Genomic DNA, 26,625 nt, shown 5'->3' on the forward strand with positions numbered 1-26,625 from the left:
GCATGGGTGACCGTGGATCCCGTCGCAGGCTTAGCAGCGCTGCAATCGTGATCTTCATCACCGTATAGCCGCTCGTGACTGCCGGATTGGGACCAGCGCGTCAAGGTGATGTACAACTGCGCCTCGTTGGACAGTGCGCGATTCAGGCGCGCTCCGGCCAAGTCCAGTTGCGTGGTTTAACGTGGTGGCTGAGTGATTTATTAATGCCTATCCAGCGCCACCGCTGTTGGAACAGCAGCCATTGAGGGGAACTCTTCGCCATCACGCAGGTGCTCCAAGAACCAGGAAATTGCGGCTTCGCTGGATTGCTCGAAGTGGTCCGTGTAGGTGTCAAAGTGGCCGCCTTCATGGACGAGAACCTGCTTCGGATGACGGGCGGACTCGAATGCTGCCAGCTGGACTTCCGGGAAGGTGCAGGTATCAGCCCGGCCGACGATCATCAGCAAGGGCTTCGGTGCCACGTGAGGAATCCATCCGGCTGGTTCGAACTCCAGCAAGTGGGCAACCGATCGTAGCGTCACCTCGTTGCTCCATGACGGCGAATCCCGGAGAGCGAAGTCGATGAAGTCCTGCTCGACGATCGGAGGAAGGGCACAGAGCGTGTTGGGGTCCGACGAGAAGACCGGAATCATTTCAGGCGCTTCTCCGGCGATGCGGCCGCGGCGATCGGCCGCGAGGCGCCGTTCGAGTTCGGCTCGCTGCTCAACGCTGAACATCTGCCGGCTGTTCAAGTGCCCACTCACCTGTGGAATCTGGGCCACGACACATCGGACCCTGGCGTCGTTGGCGCCGATCACCATGGCCAGCCCTCCTGCAAAGCTGGATCCCCAGAGGCCAACTCCGGCAGCGGCGTCAACTTCGGGAAGTTCTGTAGCTTGTGTGATCACGTCTCGCCAGTCCGCCATCTGCACATAGGGGTCAACCTCATGACGGAGCTTGCCCCCTGAGGTGCCAAAGCCTCGGTGGTCGTAGACAATCACGGTGAAACCGGATGCCGCGAAGGCCGCCGCAAAGTGGTCGATGTGCTCTTTTATCCCGCCGAATCCATGGGCCATGACGATGCATGGTGCGGCCACGTTCGGTTCTGCGTGCAGGTAGCCACGAAGAACGGTTCCGTCCTCGGTCTTGAATTCAATATCTCTTCTTACGAATGCTTCACTATTTTTCACAAGTGTTTCCTGATCTAACTCGTCGGCAGTTGGTGGTCAGTTGCAGTCCTGTTGAATGGCATCCAGGCTCCTCCTTCTCCTTTGTAGGTGTTGCATGGTGACCACGGATCGCTTTGCAGGATTAGCAGCCCTGCAATCGTGATCTTCATCACCGTAGAGCCGCTCGTGACCGCCGCATTGGGACCAGCGCGTCAAGGTGATGTACAACTGCGCCTCGTTGAATCGAACTGCCCCTGCCCCTGACCCTGGCGCACATATGCGACTGAGGGACGCGATTTTCCTATAGGGACCGCTTTGTTCATCCGTAGCGTGGCAAATGTGGCGCCTCGTTCGGAGTCGCCAGCCACACTGGAGGTCATAATGAGCAGCAACACCCGTTCCTCGAAGCCAAGCCCGCCGGTCCGTGCGACGGTCTACGCTGGCCGTTGGCCCGAGATCCCGGCCCGCGAGTTTCCCGGCATCCCAACTGGTACTTTCTCTCCCACCACGGCGACTCTTATCAGCGGCCCTACGGAGGCAATCCTCGTTGACGCGCTATTCCTCAAAGAGGACGTTCAGGATCTCGGGGACCTGATCGAGCGCTCTGGAAAGAAACTCACCACGATTTACCTGACCCATGCGCATGCCGATCACTATCTGGGCTTTGGACCGCTCCTGGAGCGCTTCCCCGAAGCCAGAGCCGTGGCGCTTCCCCACGTGGTGGAGGCCATCAAAGAAACAATGGAGCAACAACGGGTTGACTGGGATCTGTTGTTCGGCGATGCCTGCGTGACGCCGGGGCCTCTCCCGGAGCCTCTGGAAGGCCACACACTGCATGTCGACGGGACACTGGTGGAGATCATTGAGGTGAAGCAGGCTGACATCAATCCAACCACCGTGGTCCACGTGCCCGACATCGGCCTGGTAGTGGCAGGCGATTCAATTTACAACGAAATCCATCCAATGCTGGGACTGTCCACGCCTGCAGAATGGGAGGACTGGCTGGAAACAGTGGACCTTGTGGAGGGCCTCAATCCCCGGATGATCGTCAGTGGCCACCGACGGCCAGACGGTGATGACCATGCCGTCACTGACATGATCGCCACCACCCGGGCCTACATTAAGGATTTCGCTGCCGCTTATCAAAATGCCAAGGATGCCGAAGAACTCACCCGCGTTATGGTGGCCAAGTATCCGCATCACGGAAACCTGTGGACACTTCAGTTCTCTGCCCAGAGTGCGATAGCACTCCGCGATTCCGGCGAACTCCTCGTAGGCACTGGGACAGAAGTGAACTAGTTACTGTTCTTCTCCAGGCGTTCGGAAGTAAGGCCGTATTAACTCTTTCCTAACATACCCATTCAGCTTATGGTGATGTCGGAACCGAGATGGAAGACTGAAGGTTCATCCTTCGGGTTCGAGACTATCCTGCATGCCTTGGAACGTCCCGCCCAGCGGTCACAGACAAAGAACCCGGGGCGAAGTGAAATGTGGAAAGGGCGATTTTGTCAAACCTGCGAAATACTCTCAGTACCAACTCGGAGTTCGATGCTCATTGGAGAATCGAAGCAAATGAGCGCATCGCAAGGATGGATCTAAAGTCGATTGGAGCAACCGAACGTCCAGGGAAGTTCCTGAAACGCGACCTTGGGGACATCCTGATCACGGACTGGGATTCTCCGCCGATCGAGGGAGTGCGCAGCGCGAAGAACGGACGTGGAGGCGAGGAGGCATTGCTGCTCTTCACGGCCTCTGCGGGCAAACAAGTCATAGACACGGCCTATGGAAGCGCGGTCCTCCAGCCCGGGACCGTGCTTCTGTCCGACACCCGCGGGCCTGGCAAGTTTGTCATTCCGCATTTCGTGCGCAAGAAGAGTGTCAGGATACCTTCGTCCGCCCTCATCCCCTTCCTTGCCAAAACAAGTATTCCGGACTCCTTGGTACTCCGGACAGCAGACAGCCCCCTGGCACAGATCCTCCAAGACCTACTGCACGGGATCGACCGTCAATACACCCGAATGTCGCAGTCGGAACTCGAGGGTGCCCGTAACGCGATGCTTTCGCTCATCGCCGGACTGGTCCTCGGTAATAAGGCCAACGTTGGCGGCAGCGACTTCCTGCCAATGCTTCGGCCGCGTCTTGAGCAATGGATTAGCGAGCATCTTCAATGCAGGACCCTCCGGGTAGAGGACATCGCCACAGCACATAATGTCTCTCCGCGAACGGTACAGCGAGCCTTTGCTTCAACAGGTGACAGCGTCCGGTCAGTTGTTCGCGCTCATCGACTCGCGGCGGTCAGGCGCGACTTGCTCACATCCGACCAACCGGTGGCCACAATTGCCCACCGCTGGGGATTCTTCGACGCTAGTCACTTGAGCCGGATATTCAAGCACGAGTTTGCGATGACACCCGGAGAGTTTCGTGAGAGTTATCAGCAGACAACAGCGCCGGCATCAGCTCCTGCACCCCTTGGACGCGGCGTTCCGGCGCCAGACTCGGGAGTCAACGAAGCGTCACGATCAACCGGGTTGATATCCCAGCCCTTGGATGACGCTTGGGCGCCACTCTTCAATGCCCTTGCAGGGGCGACTCCTGCATAGGAGCAGTTCCTCTTCAGGACCAGTTACGAGTCGCCGGCGCCTGCACCACGACGACAGAGTAAGGACACAAAATTGACGAACCTCCACGCAAACAACATCGCTGCCACATCCGGCCTCGCCATGAGAGAAAAAGTGATGGGGAAAGAACATGTCCAAAGGTCTCTTGAGGAAGCAAGTGACTTCTCGCGAGCCATTCAGGAACTCGTTACAGATTTCGCTTGGGGAAGGATCTGGACCAGAACGGGTCTGGATCTGCGAACCCGCAGCATGCTGAATCTCGCCATGTTGACTGCTCTGAACCGAAACCATGAACTCGCCGGGCACGTCCGTGGAGCACTCAACAACGGTGTCACCGAAAAGGAGATACAAGAAGTGTTGATTCAGGCAATGGTCTACTGCGGGGCTCCAGCCGCCTTGGAGTCATTCCGTGTCGCCGAACGGGCCATCATCCTGTACAACGCCGAGAACAACGGCTGAGTACCACTGGACGAGGGCCGTGCCAAAGCCATTCGTCTCCCATCTCTAACGTGATTCGACCCCATGACCCCACCAGTCGCTCAGGCCTTGTCAGCATTCCGCCAGATAGACCAGCAGGCCCTGCGTTATGGGGGCCGGGAGTCGGGGCCGGAGGGTTGGACGAGGCTACATACCCCAGTACCGTCATCTCGGCGAACACTTTCACTACGTCAGGGCGAACGCGGAGTTCTTCGAGGACGTGGGCCGCGATCATCCTGCGGTGATCGCGAAGCCCGTACTCGTGGTGGGCTGACCCAACTGAGTCGCAGTTGATGCCGTACTGTGCCCCCTCAAAACGGCATCAAGTGCTACTTAGATGGGCCAGCGCAGGGTCAGTCGGCCTGAGCCAGCGGCGCCAGCCGGTACCCGACGCCGCGCACGGTCTCGAGCCAACGCGGGTTCTGGATGCTGTCCCCAAGTTTCTTGCGCAAATTGCCCATATGCACCTCAACGGCACGTTCGTCCGCGTCGCTGACGTAACTGCCGACGTCGTAGGGTTCATTGCGAAGGCGCCGCGCCAGATCTGCCTTGGTCCGCACGATCCTGCCGGTCTCGAGGAGGGCAAGCAGGAGGTCGAATTCGGTGCGTGTCAGCCTTAGCTCCTTGCCGTTCAGGACTGCCGTCCGGGAGCCGGCCGAAACGGCTAGGCCGTTGTGGGTCATTTCCGGGTCGGTTTCTTCCACGGCGGCTTTGGACTCCGACGACGCGCGGGGCCTTCGCATCATGGCTTCGACGCGTGCACGAAGTTCCCGCGGCCGGAACGGCTTGGTGAGGTAATCGTCACCGCCGGCCTCAAGGCCCATGAGGGTGTCCAGTTCCTCCGCCCGGGCGGTGAGCATGATGATGTAGGCGTCCGAGGATTTCCGGATCTGGCGGGCCACCTCGAAACCATCGATGTCGGGCAGGCCAAGGTCCAGCGTTATGACGTCTGGATTCAGTTCGCGGGCTGATGTAACGCCCGCGGATCCAGTGGATGCAACATGGACGTCAAATCCCGCTTGGGAAAGGACCACACGCACCAATTCGCGAATATCCTGGTCATCTTCAATGACCAGCCCCACACGTACTTCACTCATCGCTGCCCCTCAGCCCCTTCGATAACCCTTCGAAGTATAACCATTATGGTTAGGCTGATCTCATGAACCGACTTTCTTCTGCATTCCCGGTGGTTGCGCCGTGACCCGCCCAACCACCTGGGATCTTGGCGAGAAGAAAAAACTCCTGGTTTTCCGGCGCTCATTCCACGAACACACCCTGCGAATGAGGGTGGTTCTCAGCCAATTGCCGCTGTCCGTCTGCGTGTGCATTTCGGCGATTCTGGTGTGGCTGTTTTTCCCGGCCACGCTTGAAAATCCCCTGTTCCTCCTGTTCCTCCTGAGCCAGGCATTCCTGCTGGCGGTGTGCGTCATTGTGCCGTGGCACCGGCTGCCGTTCCCCAGCTTCCTGGTGATACCGATCCTGGACATGGTCTCGATTTCCTTCGGCAGGGAAGGAGGGCAGGAAGCGCTCACGGGGCTCAGTGTTCTGGTGGTCCTGCCCGTCATCTGGTTGTGTGCGTCCGGCCTGTACCCAAGATTGGCGATTGCCTTGTCATTCATGGGTCCGCTCTGCATCGTTTGGGCTCCCTTGTTCGTCAAGGGATCGTTGACGGAACAGGACCTCACCAAGCCCTTGCTCTTCCCAATCCTGATCCTTGGCATCGGCGTCTCCGTGAGCGTACTGACACTGAGCATGGTGCGCCAGCAGCGCGCATTGGAGCAAAAGGACGAGGAGCTAAACAAAGCCCTCGACGTCAGCACCAAGCAGGAACGGCTCCTGAACACTGTCATGGAAGCCTTGCCGCTGGGTGTGGTGGCGGTGGATGGCGAAGGTCATGACATCCTCATGAACCGCCGACAGCGGCACACCCACTCCCTGGCAACTCCTCCAGGCAATGACGATCCGAACGAATCCGAACTGCTCGTCTTCGACCAGGACAGGACCACGCCGCTGCCCGCGGACCGCCGTCCTGTCCGGCGTGCTGTCCTGGGTGAAAGGTTCACGGACCAACTCGTGTGGCTTGGTTCCGGAGCTGAGCAGCGTGCGTTCACCACAAGCGCCCGCCCCATGGTTGAGGACGACGGGAACTTCGCCGGCTCGGTTGTTGTCTTCAGCGACGTGACAGACCTGGTCAATGCCCTGGCCGCCAAGGACGACTTCGTCGCCAACGTCTCCCACGAATTCCGAACGCCGCTGACGTCCATCCTTGGTTACGTGGAGCTTCTGCTGGATGATCCCCGTTCCCTGGATCCGTCCTCCCGCAGGCAACTCGATATCGTTCGCCGGAACGCCGAACGGTTGCTTACCCTGGTGTCCGACTTGTTGGCAGTACGGTCGGGCCAAATGGTCATTCAGCCACACGCCGTGGACGTGGCTGAGCTGGTGCGGGGAAGCGTGAGCTCCGCCGGTCCCCGGGCAGCCAAAGCGGGCATCCGGTTGTCCATGGATGTCCCGGAATCCCTGGAGGCCCACGTGGATTCCTCGCGTATAGCCCAGGTTCTGGACAACCTGGTATCAAACGCCATCAAGTACTCCCCCAAAGGCGCGGACGTGGAAGTTGCCGCGTGGGAGGAACAGGACTTTGTGTTCTGCCGCGTCTCCGATACCGGCATGGGCATGACCGAGGAAGAGCAGTCCGAGGCGTTCACCAAGTTCTTCCGTGCCGGCGGCGTACGCAACAGCACCATTCCCGGCGTCGGGCTTGGACTGCCCATCAGCAAGGCGATCGTTGAAGCGCATGGCGGAACCATCACGCTGGAAAGTGAACCCGGCCGGGGTACAACCTTCCTCGTGAAGATGCCCGCCTAAGCGTTAGCGCGCTGTGCCCGCCGTGCCCGTGACTGCTGTGCCCGCTACTGCGGCATCACGACGGCGGCCAAAGAGGAAGTAGCTCACAGGTCCGAAGAAGTTGATGAACGAAACAGCGCGCCACACCGCCTTCTTTCCCCTGATCCTGGAGTCGGGGGTCTTGCCGATACTGCGTTGCGCTGCACCCAGCAGGGCCATATTTATGGCTCCGCTGACGATGAGCATGATCCGCTGGCCCTTGCTCATATCGCGCCACGATTTCCTGCGAGCCATGATGCCTCCATCCGTGAAGATTTAGTTATCAGGCTAGTCCGACGCTGTTCGTCCCGCCACAGCCTGACGCACTACCTCGCCCCACGATTGTTCCGCAAGGTCCGCCACTGCGGCCAGGATCTCCGACGGCGGCAGGGACAGGTCCAGCGGATACTCCACGATGTCGATGTCCGTGTTCAGGATCCTGCGAAGCTTCATCTCCCCCGGTCCAGCGTAGACAAGCCATGCCGTCGGGACCCGGAGTGCGGTGCAGTACGCCAGCAATTGGTAATGGTCCGCGTTCAGTGAAGCACCGGCATCTCCTGCCGCTGTGTACTTGGAGTCGTACACCACCACCGGCCTCCCACCGAGGAAGTGCACGGCGTCGGGGCGGACTGTCAGGCGATCCGTGTCCCGGACAGCCTCATTGAGCAGCGCCCCGTATTGCAGGCGCATTTCCCCAGGATAGGCACTCATCGCATGCCGCAAAGCCGTGCCCACGAACTCCTCGAAAACCTGTGCCATATCCACCACAAAGGACGCCGTCTGCTGCTTCCCTTCTCCAGCCTCGGCGGAGGCATTGCGCAGGATAACCTCCGAGAGCCGCAGAACGGCGTGGTACCTGAGATTCATGCGGTTGGCCCGCCACGGCGGCAGCGGGGCTCCGGACTGAAGGCGGGTGACGGCGTCGAGCTTTCCCTTAAGCTGGCGCAAGCGGCTCAGGACGTCGGCCCGGACGCCTGGCACCTTCCCCATCCGTTCCAAGGCGGCGCGGAGGATGCGGTTTTCAGCGATATCCTCGGTGAATTCGTCGTAGGACACTTCCAAGGGCACCATCATGCCGGGTCTGCGGGAGATCTGGTCCGAGATGCGGATGCGGCCTTTGACAGTTCGCAGCGATTCATCGATGGTGAGGTAGCCCTGAAGGACGCCACGGCTGAGCGCGCGGTCAGCCAGCTGGGCCAGTGACTCGGCCAGGGCGCTCCAGAGATCCGGGTGCTCAGTTGCTTCCACGGAGTGATCGCGGAAGCCTTGATCGCCGGCGTAGCTGAGGAGGAAGAGCAAGCGACTCAGGCCAAGCCGGTCCTTCGGGCGGACCTCAAGCTGGACAGTGGAAGTCCTTACGGAGCCGACTTTGCCGACCGGTTCGATCCTGTAGAGGCCCATGCCAATCGGTGACGCCTTCGCCAGCCCACTGGCGTTGACGAACGCAGCCGTTGGGGGGTCAAGCTTGTCAACCACTCCGCGTGAAAGCTCGTCCATGACGATATGCCGGATCCCGGCAGCCGTCCGCGCTGTACCGGCACTTGCGGGTGGACGGCATGGGCGTGGCGGGGCGGCCTTAGCGGGCAGCAAGTCGTCCCAGCAACTGGTCCAGGCCGAAGCGCTCCTCCAACTGGGCACGGTTCAACTGCCCGTGGTAGTGCTCCTCCAGCAACGGCATGAGCTCGTACTTCCAGATGCGGCGCAAACCTGTGGGGTTTTGGGCAGCGTTCTTCATGAAGTAGGACGGCCCGATCATCAGGTCACGGTCCCAGTCATCGATGGCGTCGTTGAGGGCATCCAGGAGATCCGCATTCAGGGTGTCCAGGCCGCGGGCTTGAAGGAAGCGTCGCAGCGAGCCCCTGACCGGTTCCACCTTGGGATGGAGTTCGATGAAGGCGAAACGACGACGGATGGCGGCGTCCATCATGGCGATGGAGCGGTCAGCGGTGTTCATGGTGCCGATGATGTACAGGTTGTCCGGCAGGCTGAAGGGCTCGTTGGGGCTGTACTGCAGGTAAATGCGGTCGTCACGGTACTCAAGGAGGAAGTACAGTTCGCCGAAGACCTTGGCCAGGTTGGCACGGTTCATCTCATCGATGATCAGGAAATACGGCTTGTGCGCGTTCTCCGGCTTGGCAGCTTCCTCCGCGAGCCGACGCAACGGCCCGGCCACGAGCTTGAAGGATACCTGGCCGTCGTCGGTCTTGTCCGGCCGGTAACCCTCAAAGAAATCCTCGTACGCGTACGACGGATGGAACTGCACCAGCTTCACGCGTTCATCGGTGCTGTCGCCGGCAAGCTCGGCAGCGAGGTGCTTGGCCAGGTACGTTTTGCCGGTGCCGGGCGGACCGTAAAGAACCAGTTGGCGGTTCTCTTCGAGCAGTTCCGCGATCTCCTTCAGGGGCTCGAGGTCCATGTGAAGGGAAGCTGCGAACTCTTCCGTTAACGGCCGGAAACCCTGCTGGACAACCTCGACGACGGCGGTGGGCGGCGCTTCGTCCTCGCCGTCGGTTTCGGCTTCTACCGGCAGGAGTTCCTGCAACGCCTGAATGACCCTGGTGACATCCACGATGATTCCGGGCGTGGATAGTTGCCGCTGTGCATGGCGCGGAAGTTCGGTGATGGCGTAGCTGTCATCGAACCAGCGGACCTTGCGGCGGATGCGCCGGTTGTCCTCGTGGTGTTCGGGCTCGCCAAGAACGACTCCCACGCGAACGCGTCCGGCGTGCTGGTAGAGGGTAAGGTCGCCCGGTTTCATCACCGTGAGGAAGGCGAAGACCGCCGTCTTGGTGTCCTCGCGCTCTACATAGCCCAGGTGCTTGTAATCCTCATCCACGGCGTGCTGGACCACGCCGGCAGTGACTCCGGCAGTGAGCGAGCGGAGGTGCTCAACGTCCAAGGTGGCTTTCTCTTCAGCAACCCAGGCGGCCAGCAGGTCAGCGTTGTCGTGATGGGTACGCAGCAACCAGGATCGGCGGCCGGGGTCCCCCACCTTGCGCCACTGGCTGACCAACTGCCGGGCGTACCAATCGATGCGCTGGCCGGCCTGTTCGTCCAGGTGCAGCCGGATCCGATGGATGTCCGCAGTCACGTCCTCCTCGGTATCGCCCCCGGCGCCACCAACGAGTGAGGCGAAAGCGTCGCGAATCTCCCGGCGCTCCACGTCAGCCACCACAGGCTCGAAGTAGCTGGGCCACACCAAATACTCAATACTGCGGCGCAGGGCTGGCTGGTCCTCTGGCGTTCCGACCGCAAGCTCGTGGAACTTCAAAGGATCGGCGAGCGCCTGGTTGATGGTTTCCGTGCTCTGGCTGTCAACGTGCGCAACAAAGCGGCACAGCCATTTCAGGTGGTCCCAAATGGTCCAGTTGAACTCGGCGGTACGGTCGCGGATCACACCGTGGTCAGTCATGCCCTCGTAGAGCTGTTCCGGCAACTCGATAGGCGGCTCCACCCATGAGCCAGCCTCGGCAACCCGAGCGCGCTTCACCCTGAGGGACTTGACCTCATGGGCCAGCGGCAACGACTGCAGGAACAGCAACTCCACTGCCAGCAGCTTGGCTTCTCGGGACGCACCTTCGAGGTTTTGCCGGAGATTGGTCATCATCGGCGCCTTGGAGTCGGCCACTCCGCGCTCAAGGCGTTCAAGCAGCTCCCCGGCGGCGTCTGCCGTCCACGTCAGCGTGCATCCGTCCAGCGCCGACGGTCTCCCTTGGAGCGCCGGGCCCAGCACATACCAGGCCGCGTCCTCGATCTCCTTGGAGATTCCGGGGGCGCGGTCAAGGGCAGGCTTCACGGAGGGGGTCACCATGCCAACTTACCTTGTTTGACTTAGCCAAGCATCTGGATTTGGACGCGCAGAGGACAGGTAGAAGTCTGATTGAGTAGCGATGTTTGCGCGCACATGGCTTGACGTGAGCCTGTCATTCCCATAGACATGCAGTACCCGTAATATGCAGTGATCGGATCCAGACAATGGTGTGGACCTCCAACGCTTTTCGCCGGGCACGGATCCATGTCAGGAGCGGGTTTTGTGAACAACAAACCTCCTGACAAAGGTCCAGCTCGGCTCCGTGGGCACGCCCGGATTCCGTTAGCGGTTATCGCGGCGGCGGTCATGCTTGGCTGCTTCCAATCTGGAGCGGTCACCACGGCGCCCCCAGCCATCCAGCAGATCCGGGCAGATTCATCGGGTGATGCGCCCTCAACAGCCAATCGGTCCACGAATGACACTCCGGTTCAGCGCCCTAACCCTTCGGGAACGGTTGAGCCTTCGGCTACAAACCCCTTGGCGTCGACGCTCTGCCAACAAACAGTCTCAGGATTTGGAGTGGCGTCCACCAGCGGCGTCCCCTCAGATGTCCAACTCCGCAATGCTTCGGCCATCATGGTGGCGGGCCAAAAACTGGGGCTGCCACTCGATGCCCAAATCCTTGGGGTACAAGCCGCGCTTGGCGAATCTTCCCTTGAAAGCAAGGATTTCGGCGACGCTGCTGGTCCGGACTCGCGCGGGCTGTTCCAGCAGCGCGCCAACGGGGCATGGGGCTCCTATGCCGATCGCATGGATCCGTTCGTCAGTGCAACCAGCTTCTTCCTGGCCCTGAAGGGCATCAAGGACTGGCAGCTTCTGCCTTCCAGCTTGGCCATCCACCAGGTACAGCGGAACCAGGATTCAGACCACTACACCAAGTACCGGGAGCTGGCCCAGGAGATCGTGGGTTTCCTCAGTTCCCAGGGTCCATTCACCTGTTCCGGCGGCGGTTCGTGGCAACCATCAATTGGGAACCCTGTGTCCCGTCATGTACGGCCAGGAACAGGAACTTTGATGTCCCCACTGCTGAATCTGCGCCCCAGTTCACCCTTTGGGCTACGCACCAGTCCCATCACGGGTACCCCTGGTGAATTTCATACCGGGCAGGACTTCGCTGCGGCCTGTGGCACACCGGTTCATTCTGCCGACGACGGCTACGTGCGCGAGGTGGGCTGGCATGCCTGGGGTGGTGGCAACCGTATAGAGATCGATCACGGCAATGGGCTTATCACTACCTACAACCACCTGCAGGCGAGCGCTGTGCGCAAAGGGCAGGTAGTCGAAGCCGGGGACGTCATCGGGTTGGTCGGCTCCACTGGTTCGTCGACGGGATGCCACCTTCACTTTGAAACAATTGTGAATGGCGTGCTGGTGGATCCATCGTCGTGGAGCCTGATTCCCCTGGGTCAAGAGTCGTCGGTTGCTTTCCTCCGACTAACGAGCTTCTCACCAACAACAGGAACGACGCCGGTTGGTGAGGTTCCGGTGTGGTCGCTCGGCATCGCGCTTGGCGAGCCGGAGACATCAGCCCCCGAGCCGGCTGCGCCGAGCACTCCTGCACCTGCAGCTACCCCGACCGCTTCGCCGACGCCAACAGCAACGGCTGAGCCCACCCCAACTGTGACCGCTACGCCGACGCCGACTGCAACTGCCAGCCCGACCCCAACGGCCGAACCCACGGCAGCTGCAACGCCCACGGCATCTCCAACAACTACGCCCACACCAACTGTGACGGCTACGCCAACCCCAACGGCCAGCCCGACGCCAACCGAAGAACCCACGGCAACTCCAACGCCCACATCCGAACCCACACCGTCGCCCACTCCAACGGCCACGGCCGCTCCCACCGCGACCATCCCAGCGACCCCGACTACAGAGCCCACACCGACCCCAACCATCACGGCCACGCCGACTCCAACCATCACAGCCACGCCCACTCCGACGCCCTGAGCGTGTCCCTGAGCGTGTCCGGCCTAGCCCGCACGCAGATGGAAGGCCGGACTGGATTCCTGTTGGCCGGCAGCCTTCCTGCTAGCCGGCGGCCGCGATCCTGAACACCATGGTGCGTGCTTCAGGTTTGAGGGCGAAATCCGGCCAAACGTCGGGTCCGCAGGCCCGGGAGCCCAGCCCGTGCTGTGCGGCGTCAAGGTAGAGGAAGCTGTTCCGGCTCTGCGGCAATTCGTGTGGATGGGCCGCGCCCGAGACCTGCTGCGCCGTATGCCGGGACAACGTGAAGCCAGGGAGTCGATCCCTGGAATCGGGAAGCGCATGGAACGTCACCCAGGGATCCGTGCCGTTGCGCAGCTCCAGGGATCGGACGGCGCTCCTGTGCCCTGTCTCCTGCGGCCGGGCGTAGTTCACGCCGAGCTCGTCGATTGCCGCAGAGTAGCGCCCCACCAAGGCAGCGCGCATGCTGTCCGGATACGATTCCCGGGGTCCTGTTCCGAACCAGGAGGCCCCGTCCACTGATCCGGGCAGGTCAAACCGCACTCCCAGGCGAGGCCACACAATGTCCCAACCCGAGCTGGGTGCAATGTCCAGGCGCAACCACAGCTCTCCCCCGGAGAACTGCCACTGCTCATCCACGGAAACAGAATGTGCGTTGTCCGCGGCGGCATAGCGGGTGGTGACGAACACGCCGTCGGCCTGCACCACTTTCTCGACGCGGGCCGTCAACCTATCAAGACCTGCCTTGAGCCACACACCCTGGTTGGACGGAGCCGGAACCCCGTTGCCATTGTTGAGCCACGGGTCTGCGAGGTCGTAGCTGCCGGAATTCGAGCCTTGGTCGTTGTCCGTTGGTGCCCTCCACAGTTCCAGGCGCGGGCCGGATACCGGCAGTCCAGCCAGGGCAACAAGCCGCCCATCCTCGAACTCGGCAGGTCCAAGGGATAGGGCCCAGGTCTCCTCGCGGTCAGCCGAGGCCAGGGGCCGCGGCGCCTTAGATGGACGCCTGGCAGCAGACGCAGTGAAATCCAGTTGCGCAGTGAAATCCAGCTGCGCAGTGGAGATGACATGTCCGGCAGGAGCCCACGCGGTGTCCTTGCGCAGGGCAACCTCAACGGTGAGCCACTGTTCGCCGGCCTCCACCTTACTGAGAGCCCTCAGCGCCAACTCCGGCAGCTCTATAACTGTGGAGTCACCGGCGGCAAGTTGACCGCCAGCGGAGGTCACGACGTCGAACGTTCCAGACGCGGTGGGCTCGCCGTCCGTTTCGGTGCGCCAGCGTAGGACGACGTCGGACGCGTCGGACGTGTGCCGCAGGTTGGCGACTGTGAGCAATGGGCGGGTGACGCCGTCGGTGACGGTTGTTTCGAAGCCCAAACGGAGGGGCGCCACGATCTGTTTGTACTCGAACAGTCCCGGGCTGGGCGTCGAGTCCGAAAGAACCATGCCGTCCATGACGAAATTGCCGTCGTGGACAACCTCACCGAAGTCGCCCCCGTAGGCGAAGAACTCTGTACCATCAGCGGTGGTAGTGCGGATCCCATGGTCCCGCCATTCCCACACGAACCCTCCATGTAACCGCGGGTAGCGGTCCACCAGGTCCTCATATTGGTCGATCGCACCGGGACCGTTGCCCATTGCATGCACGTACTCGCACAGGATGAACGGTTTGCTGCGCTGGCGCGCCGATTCCGCGGCGGAGCAGCCCAGCAGGAGCGAGCCGGAATCGTTGCGGCCGATGGCCTGGGTTTCGGGGATCGAGGAGTACATGCGCGAGTAGACGTCGGTGTACGCGCCGGTGTAGTCGCCCTCGTAGTGGACTGGACGGCTGGAGTCTCGCGCGTGGGTCCAGGCGGACATGGCTGCGAGGTTGGCGCCGGTTCCTGCCTCGTTACCCAGGGACCACATGACGATTGAGGGGTGGTTCTTGTCCCGCTCAACGGTGCGCTCCATCCTGTCCACCAACGCCTCGCGCCAGGCGGGATCATCACTGGGATTTCCAGTCCAGCGATGCCGCTCAAAGCCATGTGTTTCAAGATCGCATTCCAGGATTACCCAAAATCCCATTTCATCGGCGAGATCCAGCAGGCGCGGGTGCGGAGGGTAGTGGCTGGTGCGGATGGCATTGACGTTGAACTGCTTCATCATGGCAAGATCGGCGCGGGCAAAATCTTCGTCGAAGACGCGGCCACGGTCCGGGTGCGTTTCGTGCCGGTTGACGCCGTGGAACACCACCCGCCGCCCGTTCACGAGGAATTGGTCTCCCTTGATCTCCACAGTGCGGAAGCCAGTCTTCAATGAGACCGTTTCGCCTTGGCTTGAGATCGTCGCCGCGTACAGCCGCGGGACTTCCGCGGACCAGGGTTCGACGGCGGCAATCGCCACCGGCGCGACGTCCGCCGGAGTTTCCCACGTGACATCAACATCGAGCTCAGGAACGCGCAGCCGCACAGGATAGGCAGCGGGAGCAGCAGTAATTTCGGCGTCGATGATGCCTGAACCGGAGTCGCTGGTGCCCTCAAATGGGGTCCGCAACCAGACGTCGTTGATACCGGCTTGAGGACGGGCCTGCAGCGTGACGTCACGGAAGATGCCCGGCATCCACCATTGATCCTGGTCCTCGACGTAGCTCGAAGCAGACCACTGATGGACGCGGACAGCCAGGACGTTTTCCCCGGGACGGACTGCCTCGGTGACGTCGAACTCCTGTGCCAGCCGGCTTCCCGTGCCCACGCCGATTACTGTTCCGTTGATCCACACTTTGTAGCGGGATTCCACCCCGTCAAAGCGCAGGACGATCCTCTCCGCCGCGGCCCAGTCCGTAGGAATGTTGAAGGTCTTCCGGTAGTCGCCCGTTGGATTCTCGTCCGGCACGTGGGGTGGCTCGGTGGGAAAAGGGAACTGGACGTTGGTGTAGATGGGGCGGCCATAGCGGCCCTCACCTTCCAGGACCCAGTGGGAAGGAACCGGGATCTCATCCCAGCTGGAATCATCCAGGCCTTCGTCGGCGACTCCATCTATCTGCTCGCCTGCGGGCAGCACTCCCCTGCCACCTGGCGTTCCGGGAGCACCGGGCAGCAAACGGAATCTCCACAAGCCGTTGAGCGGGATCGTGGGAGCGTCACTCCGCAGCCAGGAACGGGCCGGCAGCCGATTGCCCGAGCCGGGGCCACGATCGGTGATGTAGGAAGTGCCGGTAAACAAGGCCGAAGATGTCGATTCCACGTGGCTCCTTCAAGCGTCCACTGCAGGGTTGGGTGTGACCACGCTAACACAAATTTCGAGTAGTTACTCTAATTTCAGAGGTTGCGTTGCGCCCCGCTGTACACTGGCTTGCCATGACCACAAAGGACACGGCAAGCGCCAAGCGGGGACCCTATGCCAAGGCGACGGAAAAGCGACGACTCATCCTCGACTCCGCCCACGCCGTGTTTGCCGCGAAGGGGTATTTGGGCGGCTCCCTGCAGGACGTTGCCAACCAAGCGGGCATGAGCCAGACCAGCCTCCTGCACTACTTCCCTTCCAAAAGCGATCTCCTGATGGGCGTCCTGGAGTGGCGCGACGAGCTGACCGGAAGCGCGAATCCCCCCGCCGGGGAAGAATCGTTGGAGGAAGCCGTGATTCGCACGGCGCTCCACAACGAGAAAATTCCCGGCGTCATCGAGCTCTACACAGTGCTGTGCGCGGAATCGATCACGAATGCCCATCCCGGCCGTGATTACTTCACCGAACGCTTCGAACGCATACGTGCAAGCTATACCCGCTCTTTCTTGGCCTTGGCCCAGGAGGGCAAGCTCCGGCCCGGCGTGGATCCAGCGTGGGCAGCCACGTCCCTGGTGGCCCTGTGGGACGGACTTCAAACCCAATGGCTGTTGGCCCCGGACGCCATAGATGTAGCAAAAGCCCTGCGCGGCTTCTTCGAAGTGGTCCTGCTGCCCGAAGCGTGAGATTCGAAAACCTGCTCCAACCGGTCTAATGCATTCCAAATTGGTAGTTGAACGGCACAGCTTCGCCCGGACAGACTTCTTCCCAGAGCGCCGCGATGGCATCCTCTCCCTCGCGGAGGTCCGGTATCTCCACCCCTTCCCGCAGGATGGTTGCAGCCTCGCCCGCCTTCCCCACCCGGGCCAGTGCCAGGGCCTTGAGGAACCTCAAACGCCCGACGGCGGCGCCCTCCCTGGGTGCGGACTCCCTGGGTGCGGACTCCAGGAGTTCCAGCGCCTGGGCCGGCTGGTCATGGCGGATGCTGAGTGTCACAGCCTCGGTGAGCAATGCCGCGTTGGAGGAGTCAGCCTGAAGCCCGCTTCCGAGTTCATCCAGGCCCTCGCGATCCGCGCCCCCGGCCAGTAACGCCAATCCCAATCCGCGATGTGCGAGCGCCAAAGTCCGCGGCCGAACGTCGCCGGCAGCAAGCACCTCGCGGTAGGCCTCCTTGGCTCCCTCCAGATCTTGCCTGGCGTGCCTCATCGTGGCCACATGGAAGCGCGCCTCAGGACTTTCCTGTCCCTCCAGCAGCTCCTCCCAGTCAGCTCCGGCAACAAAGCTGGGCGCGCCGTCGAACGCTTTTCCCTTCAGAAGGTCCAGCCATGGTTCCTGCTCCGCCGTGATGCTTTCATCGACGAAGGGTGTGCCGCTCTCATCAATCCAGCCCTTGCCTGCCCTTCGGCGCCGCGCCCGCTCCACCACTCCCCAGCCACTGCCGTGGAGCACCATGGTGGAGGGCGGGACGTCAGCATCGGTGATGGCGGCGGGCAGCATCGCCTCCAGGTCCTCGTGCGCCAGGAGCTCCTCAAGCCGCTGGCCGGCATGGGCTACGGCCGCATTCCAGTCCGATCCGTGGGCGGTATCCGGGTCCAGATGCCCGTTCCCGTACGCTTCCACCCAGGACCATTCCGCACCCGCCGGCATGGCCAAATGCTCAAATTGGGTTCTCGCCAACCCCGCTTGGATCTCGGCGTAAGGGCCAGCACCCGGGCTCAACCACTGCTGCCACCGTTTGCCGCCCTGGCCTTGTCCCCAGACGAAAAGCTTCTTGCCCCTCAGCCGGCTGGTGGACAGCATCGCCAGCCCATCGCCGTCGTCGTCCGCAGCCACAACCCAGCGACGTTCGGACGGATCAATATCAAAGAAGAAGTCCGCGGCATGCGGGCTGTTGACCAACCACGTGCCGTCGTAACCGTTGTGGTCCGTGGGCCGGACACGGGTGATGTCGGTGGCGTAGTCGCTGCCAAAAGCTTCGTCGGCCGGGGCGATCACCCGGGTGCGTTCCGTCTCCGGAATGGCCGCGTTGCTCCACCAGTACATGGGAACCTCGTGGTCATTGGGGTTGCGGATACGCACAGCCGCGAACAGCACGTCAGATTCGGCAGGCAACCATATGTCCACTTGGAACACCACTTCCCGGAGCCGCTCGAACTCCCACACACGAAGGATGTGCTTGCCGTCCAGAGTGTGGACGATCGCGGTGTGCAGTGGATCGCAACTGGTGGGTGAGTGGCCGCGCGTGCCAATGTTCCACTCCAGGCCGCCCGCGAACCACGCCTTTCGCAGCGCGATGTTGGCAAGCTGGGGCGCGTCGTGCGTGTGGAGGAGCTGCTTTCCCGTCACTTTGTCGAACAATTCCCAGATACGGCCGCCCAGGGACGGTATGACGGTCGCCCTGAGTTTGCTGTTCTCAAGCACGACGGCGGGCAGCTCCTTGGGTGCCGCCTCCCGGCTATAGCCATCCTGCATGAGGTACGGGAACACGTTGGGCACTACTCCGTAGCGTGCCGCCGCCTGGAGTTCTTCCGGCACGCCCTCGCCCACCGTATAAGGCTGATCGAGCTCCGCCGCCACCACCGGCAAGGGGTTGAGTGGGCCAATATCTGCCATTTTCAGGGAAATGGTGGTGACAGTGAGGTTGGAAGGTGAAGTGGCAGCCATGTCAGTATCCGTTCGCGAGGAATCAACGTCCACACCCACAGTCTCCACGGACCGGGAAGCCAGCGCCAGAGCCGACGAAGACGCTGAAATCTGGCCGGGTTAGGACAAGGAACTGACCACCAGTTTCTGAACAACGGCCGTGCCGCCTTCCACCCGCAGCCCGGTGCCGAGGCTCCCGGGCAAGGGGAAGACAAGATCGCTGAGGACAACCCTGCCGTCTTGGGCGAAGACCTCCACTGATTGGTCCACGATAATACGCAGCCTCAGCACGCCGTCGTCGAGCTTCACTGGCGCCGACTCTGCCGACGCAAACTTTTCGTGGAAGGCAGTGTTTCCGGAATTACGGCGGTCCAGGGTGAGCTGGCTCGTCACCGCATCAAAGCTGAGAACCGTTGCGGCGCTCCCGTCCGGGGCACATAGAAGCCTGAACGCAATGGTCCGGGCCGAGCCTGGCAGGATCTCTGCCTCGATCAGTTGGGCTGATCCGGGCATGGCGTCGGGCAGTTGCACCGCGGAGTCCTGAAGTTCGGCATCCTGGAGAGTGCTGGCCGGCTTTCCGGAGTCCAGGGGCAGCACCAGCGGAAGCACAGGCCGCTGCACCAAGCGCGGCAAACCCTCTACGGTTGCGAGTTCGGCCTCGCGGGCAAGGGACATCCCCGAGCGCCACGGGGCCGTGGGCAAGGAGTTGGCATAGTCCCAGTTGTTCATCCAGCCGATCATGATGCGGCGGTTCTCCGGGACGTTGCTGAAGGAGACTGCGGCGTAGTAGTCACGCCCCCAGTCCAGCCACAGGCATTTCCTGAGATCGGTGGTCCCGTCTGCATCCGGTGAAACGAGCGAATCAGGATCGGCAGTGAACTGCACGCCATCGAAGTTGCCCACGAAGTACTGCCCTCCCGAGCCACCGGCCACGGCACCAGGATTGACGTTAACCACCAGGACCCATTTGACGTTCTCCGGATTCCCGTCGACGGGGAGCGGGAACAAGTCCGGGCATTCCCATTCGCCTTCTGACGAGTTCGAAGGGCCGAACGTACTCAGATATTCCCAGTCCTTGAGGTTCGCCGAGCGGTACATGACAACCTGCTGATGCTGCGCCTCAACGGCCACCATCACCCAGCAGGACCCGGCAGATCCCTCGTAGCGGAACACCTTGGGATCCCGGAAATGGGCCGAGCCGCGGCCAAGCACCGGGTTGCCTGCATATTTGCTCCACGTCATGCCGCCATCTGTGGAGAACGCGAGGGACTGGGCTTGTGTCCCCTGATGCGCCGAGCCTTCCTTGAAGGCGCTCGTGTAGATGGCCACCAACGCCGGATCTTCCTCTGTGCCGAATCCCGACGTGTTGCCGTGGTCCACCACGATGCTCCCCGAAAACACGTCTTCCTCCTCATCACAGGCGATGGCAACCGGGTGTTCAGTCCAGTGCAGGAGGTCAGTTGAGGTGGCATGCCCCCAGGACATGTTGCCCCAGACGTTGTCGAACGGGTTGTTTTGGTAGAAGAGGTGGTAAACGCCCTGATGCCAAACGAGTCCGTTGGGATCGTTCAGCCAGGTGTTCTTGGCCGTGTAGTGAAGTATCGGGCGCATCGTGGAGGCGGCGTCTTCGCCGGGACCGGCACGGTGCGTTGTTGTTTCAGTCATCGGAGGTCTTTCGGGAGGGAAGCGACGGAATCGCGAAGAACCATGGGGCAGGGAAGAACGGTGGGGTGGGTGGCGAACAGCTGCAGGTCGGTTTTTCCTTCAATGGCATCGATCAGGTTTTCCGTTGCCCAAGCACCCATTTCGTAGTGCGGCAGCGCGACCGTTGTCAGCGCCGGGTAAAGGTTTTCGGCAATGAGTTCCTGGTTGTCAAAACCGACGAAGGAGATGTCCTCCGGAATCCTCAGGCCAAGTTCCGCAGCGGCCCGGTACGCGCCCATGGCCATACGGTCGTTGTAGCAGAACACGGCCGTTGGCCGGCTCTCGGATTTCAGCAGGCGCAGCGCCGCCTGATAGCCACCGGGCATCTCCGAGATCTCGGACTGGACCAGTTCTTCGTGGAACGGCAGCCCGGCGTCTGCCAACGTCTCCTTGAAAGCCCTCAACCGGGAGTGGGTTGCAGGTACGTCGTCGGTGTTGTTGAGCATCCCGATCCGGGTGTGACCGGCGTCGATCAGTGTCTGCACTGCGGACCTTGCCCCGCCCACTTCGTCGGGGATGACCGAGGAAACAGTTTGGCTGATGTCTTCGGAGTCCACCAGGACTGCAGGCAGTCCCGCCAGGTTCTTGGGGACAGCCAGCTTCCGGTGATACATCGTGGCGTACAGGATGCCATCCACTTGGCGGTCCAGCAGGTCCGCCACCTGGCTTTCCTTGGACTCCTGGGAGCTGGTGCTGGTGGAGTTGATGATCATGATGTTGTAGCCCCGCCGCTTGGCAGTTTCCTCTGAGCCCAGGATGATCCTGCCTGCATGCGGTGTGGTGGCGATTTCCTCGCTGATGAACCCGATCATCCCTGACCGCTGTGTCCGCAGGGCCTGGGCCAGGCGGTTCGGACCGTATCCCAGGCGATGCGCGGCCTCCTGGACCCGCTCCCTCGTTCTTGCGCCAACGCGGGCGTAGGCAACATCGTTCAGGACATGGGAGACGGTGGTGACCGAAACTCCGGCCTCTGCCGCCACATCCTTGATACCCACTGATCTATTGGTCATTGGTCCCCCACGTCCTCATGATGTTGGTGCTGATCCTGCGATCGAATCAGCATGTGCCGCCTGGAAACCCACTGTCGGTGTGGCCCTCACTGCGTTGACAGCCGTATCTGCAATGACCTGGGCGTCAGTTCCGGAGTCAAGGATCGTATTCCGGGCAGATCCGGACTCGACCAGGACGGCCGTAACGGCGAGCCCGTCAGAAGCACCCGTGGTCAACAGCGCGTCCACCTGGGCGGAGAAGCAGGAATCACTGGACGTGGCGTGAACGTCCATCGCCACCACGTGGTTGTTGGACACGAAATTGCCAGCCCCCTCCAACAACCGGATGATGACCGGCGTGGCACCTGCGGGACGGATGCTCTGTGCGTCGATGACCTCGGAGAAGTGGTTGCCCACCACAGAGTTGTTGCTCCCGCTCACGCAGAGAAGCCCGTAAAGATCGTCCAACCCGTTATCGACTCCCAGGAACGGAGTCCAGGGCTCATGGTCACGCAGGAAGTGGTTCGTTGCCACCAGGTTCTCGGAACTGTTTGCTGCCAGAACCACCATCCCGGGGTAGAACGAATGCAGCCGGTTGTTGGTGACGCTTGAACGCGTGACGCCGTCCAAATGGATGCTGCTGGCACCCCTGGGGAAGATGTTGTTCGCGGTTATGAGGAGGCCGCCATGGTTCTTGGCATAGATCGAGTGGCCCTTGAAACCTGCTCCGATCAGATTGTCGGTGATCTTTGACGCCTGTCCCCAGCCGCGCAGCTCAATGCAGCTTCCGCATTCAGCAATGAAGTTATCGTGAATGGAAAGCGCGTCAGCGTTATGGATCGTAAGGGCGTTCTCAAGGTAGATGAACCCCATCCCCGTGACACGGAATGAGTCATTGGCGCTCGCCACATAGATACCGGTCTTGCCATTCACATACGTGTTCTCTGGTGGCAGCCCCGAGCCGTCCGGTGTGAAGTGCAAGCCGTCGATACAGAAGTTGGAGAACTCCACCGAGCTGATCCGGGGGCTCCCGGTTCGCTCAATGTAGAACGCAGCTCCCTTGGCTTCGTCCACACCCTCGCCATCAACACCGAGCGGAAGATCGACAATAATGCGGCTTCCGCCAGGCCACAGCTCATGCAGATCCGGCCACTGGTCCTCGGGAACGTTGAACCGGATGCTCGAGGACGTAAAGCCGTGCCCCGAGCCCTGGATCCTGAGGAAGCTGATGTCGATCAGCACCTGCGTACGGAGGTGGTAGTCCCCGGGTGGCAGGTAGATCACCGCTCCCGGCTTTCCTCCGTTGTTCACGTCGGTGGCTGCCTGCCGGTGCTTGACGTCGGCGATGATGCTGTTGATGACTTCACCGACGTCTTCGGACGGGTTGCCGACCGGCCACGTCGTTACGTCGTAGTAGTTGTTGCTTGACATTGCTTCTGCCCTTTTGTGGTGTGGTTTCTCAGCCAGTGACGGTTTCTTAGCCCTTGACGGCGCCGAGCGTCATGCCTGCGACGATCTTGCGCTGCAGGAGAAGGGTGAGAAGGATGACCGGGATCGAGTACACGGCTGCCAGCGCCGTCATGGATCCCCAGTCCAGGCCGAACTGGGTCTGGAAGTTCGCGATGACCACTGGAGTGGTCTGCGACCGGATGGCGGTCATCAGGAGTGCGAAGAGGAACTCGTTCCATGATGCGAGGAAGGCGAAGATCGCGGTGACGGCGATACCTCCGGATACCACCGGGATCACCACCCGCCAGAGCGCGCCGAGCCTGCTGCAGCCATCCACGGTTGCTGCCTCTTCCAGGTCGCGGGGAACAGCCTCGAAGAAGCTGGACATCAGCCAGATGGAGAGCGGCAAGGAGATGGTGGTGTGGGCAATGGACAATGCGATCGGCGTATCCGCCAAACCAGCCGAAGCCATCATGGATGCCAGCGGAATGCCGATTGCTACCGGCGGCACCATGCGGGTGACCAGTGCGGCCATGATGAACACCCGGCCGCTCGGAGTCTTGTAGCGCGTGATGCCATAAGCCGCCGGGACAGCCAGCACCAAGGACAGCAGGGTGCTGATGATCGCGGTCTGGATGCTGTTGATGAATGAAGCCAACACACCGCTGCGGCCCAGGGCCTTCGCGTAATTCTCCAGCGTCCATTCCTTGGGGAGGATGGTGGGTGGAACGGCGATGGTGTCGATCGGGGTCTTGAAGGACGTAAACAGCAGGTACAGGAACGGGAACCCGTACAGCACCATGGCTGCGGCCAGCAGGATCCACAGGATGGTCCTGGTGCTGCGGCGTCCAGCCTCCAGGCCTTCGCGGTTTACACCACGGCGCCTGCGCGGGGCGCTTGGCTCAGTAACCTTCGACGGCGGCAGCACAGTTTTGCCTGTCGCGTCACCCTGTGTTTGCTTCGCCGTCTGGGTGTTCCTGGCTGCAGTGAGCCGGACGACCATGGCCTCGGCGCCCATTGCTGAACGGCGCGGTCCGATGCCAGAAGCGGTAGCCGGTGTCCCGCCGTCGTGCGAGGTTTCTGCGGGGCTCATCAGTTGTCCTTTCCTGGCCGCCAGATGGTGGCCACCGCGAAGAATGCGACGGCGAGCATCGCCAGCAGGTAGATAGTGCCCATGGCGCTGGCCAGGCCGGGATCGCCGAAGCGGATCATGGTCCGGTAGATCAGCAGGCTCATGGTTTCGGAGGCGGACTGGGGGCCGCCGTTGGTTTGGATGAGGATGGTGTCAAAGGCCCGGGCGGCATCGATTCCGCGGACCACCAGTGCCACGGCGATCACCGGGCGGAGGAGCGGAAGGATGATCTGGAACAGCAGCGCCGGTGCCTTGGCGCCGTCCAGGCGGGCTGCCTCGATGAGGTCGCCGGGGATGTTTTGGAGGCCTGCGAACAGCACCAGGCACATGAAGGACGTCGTGAGCCAGATATCAGGGACGGCTACCGAGAACAGCACGATGTTCGGGTCCGAGAGCCACCCGATCTGGTTGGGGTTGGAGAGGATGCCTGCTTGGTGCAGGAGGGTCCCGATGAGGCCGAAGTTATCGATCATCAGGAACTTCCAGAGCAGGCCGGCCACGATCGGCGCAATCATCAGCGGGTACAGGAAGACCGTTCGCCAAATCTGGGACTTGCGTCCGAGCGTGGTGAACAGGAGGGCCATCCCCAGGCCGAGAGCGAATTCGAGCGTCACCACCACCACGGTGTAAGCCAGGGTCCGCCAGCCGGCACCCATAAAGGCCTCGGAGGCGAACGCTGCCGCATAGTTTTGGAATCCGACGAAGTCACGCGGGCCGCCCGCGATGGGCGAGATCTTGAAGAAGCTGTCTGCGACGAGGCGGAACAGCGGGTACGCCACAAACACGGCCAGGAACAACGCCGCTGGGGTCATCAGGTATAGGGCGAAGCGGCGATCGGAGATACGCACGATTTTCTCTTCTGTTTGTTGGGGCCACGGCCGGCACCGGCTGAGTCGGCTGGTGCCGGCCGCGGAGTCTTTACTTGAGGAGGTCCTGGATCTGCTTCTTGGCGTCAGCCAGGAGGGTGGCGGAGTCGCCGCCAGCCACAGCCTTCTGCAGGAGCGGAACCAGCACGGTGTCCACAATCTGCTGCCACTTGGCTGTTGCCGGACGTGTTGCGGTTGCCTTGCCGTTGAGCGTTTCGATCAGCGGCTTGAAGCTCTCGTAGCCCGGCTGGTTCTGGTACTTCTCAAACGCTGAGATGCGGGAGGCGAGTCCGAGGCTGGATTCCACACCCATGCTGTTGTGGTCGTACGCGCACTTGATGAACTTCTTGGCGGCATCAGCGTTCTTGGTCGCCTTGGGTACGGACAGGTACCACGGGCCCGGAACACCCGCGACGCCGGCACTTCCGCCAATCATCGCTGCAGCTCCCACCTTGCCTGCTACGGGAGAGTCCTTGGGGATCTGCCGGTAGGCGTGGGCCCAGAAGCGGGTCATGGCGGTCTTGCCCTGGTTGAACAGGTTCTGTGCCGCTGCCCAGTCAACCTGTGCAGCACCCGGAGGGGCGGACTTGGTGAGGCTGACGTAGAAGTCGAGGGCTTCCTTGTGGGCAGCGTTATCGATGACCACGTTGTTGTTCGCATCAAGGACCATCGGCGAGCCGGCCTGCAGGACGTGGGCAAGCCATTCCGTTTCCACGGCGCCCTTCACGTCCGTGCCGTACATGCCGTCCTTGGTGAAGAATTCGGAAATGTCCTGGTACTGCTTCCACGTGGTGGGGGCTGCCAGTTCATAGCCGTACTTTGCCTTGAAGTCTGCCTTGTTCTTGGCGTCCTCGAAGAGATCCTTGCGGTACAGGATGATCTCTGCGTTGGTCCAGGCAGGCATGCCGATGAAGTGGCCGTCAACGTTGGCTTCCTTCACGAGGGCGGGGAAAATGTCTTTCTTGGCTTCATCGGTGAACAGTTCATCGATTGGCTGGACTGCATCCTTGAAGCTGGGGAGCCACACTGAGTCCAATGCCGCGACGTCGAAGGAAACGTTGCCGGAGGAGAACTCGCTGGAGAGCCGGTTGAACATGCCGTCATAGGGCAGTTCGACGAAGTTGACGTTGAGGCCGGTGTCTTTCTTGCATTGCTCGGCAACGCCGGTGAGCTCGGCGTGGCCGCCTGCTTCCACCAGGACGTTGACGGTGCTGGATGCGCTTCCGGATGTTGGTGCGGGGCCCCCGGCACCGCAACCCGTAGCTGCGAGTGCGACGGCAGTGCAGAGGCCGCCGAGTGTGACGAGTCTGGAGATGGTCTTTCGAGTGGACATCGCTGTCGACTTTCTCTTGGAACGGGATTGAAAGAATCTTTGGGGATGGAGAATCGTTTTGCCAAAACGACTTGGCAACACCATAGGCCCGATTTCCCAACTATGTCAAGCGTCACATTTTGGCCCGTTCGGGCTCTTGACGAGCCGGATGGCCCACCCCTAGAGTCATCGTCGCAGGCAGATAAACCGTTTTGGCATATTTTGGCTGATGTTGCAGGTTTTGGCACCCCTTTGTGCCTGTTCCGGCTCGCGCCTGTTCTTTCGGCCCACGCCTGTTCTTCCGGCGGACGGCGCATCCCATCCGCCGTGTTCCACGCTTAGTCAGGTCCCTTCCCACCCTCGCCAGCGTCCCCGTTTGGTG

General features: G+C 61.5%; 19 protein-coding genes. 6 read left to right on the top strand and 13 right to left on the bottom strand.

The features are described 5' to 3' along the window. Positions 1 to 200: 200 nt before the first annotated feature. Positions 201 to 1,169, bottom strand: coding sequence for an alpha/beta hydrolase (locus tag ABIE18_RS15560; protein WP_499723578.1), 969 nt, complete (start codon positions 1,167 to 1,169; stop codon positions 201 to 203). A 360-nt stretch (positions 1,170 to 1,529) separates the two neighbouring features. On the opposite strand from ABIE18_RS15560, the gene ABIE18_RS15565 reads away from it, so the two are divergent. The 3 genes from ABIE18_RS15565 (at position 1,530) to ABIE18_RS15575 (ending at position 4,225) form a co-directional block, all read left to right on the top strand. After that, positions 1,530 to 2,447: an MBL fold metallo-hydrolase gene (locus ABIE18_RS15565; protein WP_499723579.1), complete on the top strand. Its 918-nt coding sequence runs from the start codon at positions 1,530 to 1,532 to the stop codon at positions 2,445 to 2,447. Positions 2,448 to 2,737: 290 nt separating this feature from the next. After that, the gene (locus tag ABIE18_RS15570) at positions 2,738 to 3,748 is read left to right on the top strand and encodes a helix-turn-helix domain-containing protein (RefSeq protein WP_499723580.1); all 1,011 of its coding nucleotides are present in this window, start codon (positions 2,738 to 2,740) and stop codon (positions 3,746 to 3,748) included. A gap of 72 nt (positions 3,749 to 3,820) precedes the next feature. After that, on the top strand, positions 3,821 to 4,225 hold the full coding sequence (locus ABIE18_RS15575) for a carboxymuconolactone decarboxylase family protein (RefSeq protein ID WP_499723581.1): 405 nt from the start codon (positions 3,821 to 3,823) through the stop codon (positions 4,223 to 4,225). Between the two features lie 371 nt (positions 4,226 to 4,596). Here ABIE18_RS15575 and ABIE18_RS15580 read toward each other — a convergent pair whose 3' ends face one another. Continuing rightward, a complete protein-coding gene (locus tag ABIE18_RS15580; RefSeq protein WP_499723582.1) occupies positions 4,597 to 5,340 on the bottom strand; it encodes a response regulator transcription factor in 744 nt (247 codons plus the stop codon). A gap of 100 nt (positions 5,341 to 5,440) precedes the next feature. Between ABIE18_RS15580 and ABIE18_RS15585 the strand changes: the two genes are divergently transcribed. Then, positions 5,441 to 7,111: a sensor histidine kinase gene (locus tag ABIE18_RS15585; RefSeq protein WP_499723583.1), complete on the top strand. Its 1,671-nt coding sequence runs from the start codon at positions 5,441 to 5,443 to the stop codon at positions 7,109 to 7,111. A gap of 3 nt (positions 7,112 to 7,114) precedes the next feature. Here ABIE18_RS15585 and ABIE18_RS15590 read toward each other — a convergent pair whose 3' ends face one another. From ABIE18_RS15590 to ABIE18_RS15600, 3 genes are all read right to left on the bottom strand, one after another. Continuing rightward, a complete protein-coding gene (locus ABIE18_RS15590; RefSeq protein ID WP_499723584.1) occupies positions 7,115 to 7,384 on the bottom strand; it encodes a PLDc N-terminal domain-containing protein in 270 nt (89 codons plus the stop codon). A gap of 33 nt (positions 7,385 to 7,417) precedes the next feature. Beyond that, on the bottom strand, positions 7,418 to 8,626 hold the full coding sequence (locus tag ABIE18_RS15595; protein ID WP_499723585.1) for a 5-methylcytosine restriction system specificity protein McrC: 1,209 nt from the start codon (positions 8,624 to 8,626) through the stop codon (positions 7,418 to 7,420). A 79-nt stretch (positions 8,627 to 8,705) separates the two neighbouring features. After that, positions 8,706 to 10,940: an McrB family protein gene (locus tag ABIE18_RS15600; protein WP_499723586.1), complete on the bottom strand. Its 2,235-nt coding sequence runs from the start codon at positions 10,938 to 10,940 to the stop codon at positions 8,706 to 8,708. Positions 10,941 to 11,459: 519 nt separating this feature from the next. On the opposite strand from ABIE18_RS15600, the gene ABIE18_RS15605 reads away from it, so the two are divergent. Beyond that, on the top strand, positions 11,460 to 12,890 hold the full coding sequence (locus ABIE18_RS15605) for a M23 family metallopeptidase (protein WP_499723587.1): 1,431 nt from the start codon (positions 11,460 to 11,462) through the stop codon (positions 12,888 to 12,890). Positions 12,891 to 12,971: 81 nt separating this feature from the next. Here ABIE18_RS15605 and ABIE18_RS15610 read toward each other — a convergent pair whose 3' ends face one another. Further along, a complete protein-coding gene (locus ABIE18_RS15610; protein WP_499723588.1) occupies positions 12,972 to 16,112 on the bottom strand; it encodes a glycoside hydrolase family 2 TIM barrel-domain containing protein in 3,141 nt (1,046 codons plus the stop codon). Between the two features lie 113 nt (positions 16,113 to 16,225). Here ABIE18_RS15610 and ABIE18_RS15615 point away from each other — a divergent pair, with 113 nt between their 5' ends. Continuing rightward, the gene (locus ABIE18_RS15615) at positions 16,226 to 16,834 is read left to right on the top strand and encodes a TetR/AcrR family transcriptional regulator (protein ID WP_499723589.1); all 609 of its coding nucleotides are present in this window, start codon (positions 16,226 to 16,228) and stop codon (positions 16,832 to 16,834) included. 25 nt (positions 16,835 to 16,859) lie between these two features. Here ABIE18_RS15615 and ABIE18_RS15620 read toward each other — a convergent pair whose 3' ends face one another. The 7 genes from ABIE18_RS15620 to ABIE18_RS15650 form a co-directional block, all read right to left on the bottom strand. After that, positions 16,860 to 18,812 (bottom strand): DUF5107 domain-containing protein, encoded by a 1,953-nt coding sequence (locus ABIE18_RS15620; protein WP_499723590.1) that lies wholly within the window; start codon positions 18,810 to 18,812, stop codon positions 16,860 to 16,862. 99 nt (positions 18,813 to 18,911) lie between these two features. Continuing rightward, a complete protein-coding gene (locus ABIE18_RS15625) occupies positions 18,912 to 20,456 on the bottom strand; it encodes a glycoside hydrolase family 32 protein (protein WP_499723591.1) in 1,545 nt (514 codons plus the stop codon). Beyond that, the gene (locus ABIE18_RS15630) at positions 20,453 to 21,505 is read right to left on the bottom strand and encodes a LacI family DNA-binding transcriptional regulator (RefSeq protein ID WP_499723592.1); all 1,053 of its coding nucleotides are present in this window, start codon (positions 21,503 to 21,505) and stop codon (positions 20,453 to 20,455) included. Before ABIE18_RS15630 ends, ABIE18_RS15625 begins: the two co-directional genes overlap by 4 nt. A gap of 15 nt (positions 21,506 to 21,520) precedes the next feature. Then, positions 21,521 to 22,915, bottom strand: coding sequence for a right-handed parallel beta-helix repeat-containing protein (locus tag ABIE18_RS15635; protein WP_499723593.1), 1,395 nt, complete (start codon positions 22,913 to 22,915; stop codon positions 21,521 to 21,523). A 46-nt stretch (positions 22,916 to 22,961) separates the two neighbouring features. Next, on the bottom strand, positions 22,962 to 24,026 hold the full coding sequence (locus ABIE18_RS15640) for a carbohydrate ABC transporter permease (RefSeq protein WP_499723594.1): 1,065 nt from the start codon (positions 24,024 to 24,026) through the stop codon (positions 22,962 to 22,964). Beyond that, complete coding sequence (locus tag ABIE18_RS15645) at positions 24,026 to 24,913, bottom strand: carbohydrate ABC transporter permease (RefSeq protein ID WP_431118672.1); 888 nt, start codon at positions 24,911 to 24,913, stop codon at positions 24,026 to 24,028. Before ABIE18_RS15645 ends, ABIE18_RS15640 begins: the two co-directional genes overlap by 1 nt. 70 nt (positions 24,914 to 24,983) lie before the next feature. After that, positions 24,984 to 26,264, bottom strand: coding sequence for an ABC transporter substrate-binding protein (locus ABIE18_RS15650; protein WP_224091232.1), 1,281 nt, complete (start codon positions 26,262 to 26,264; stop codon positions 24,984 to 24,986). Positions 26,265 to 26,625: the final 361 nt, after the last annotated feature.

The organism is Arthrobacter sp. 2762 (genome assembly GCF_040548745.1).
Classification (GTDB): Bacteria; Actinomycetota; Actinomycetes; order Actinomycetales; family Micrococcaceae; genus Arthrobacter.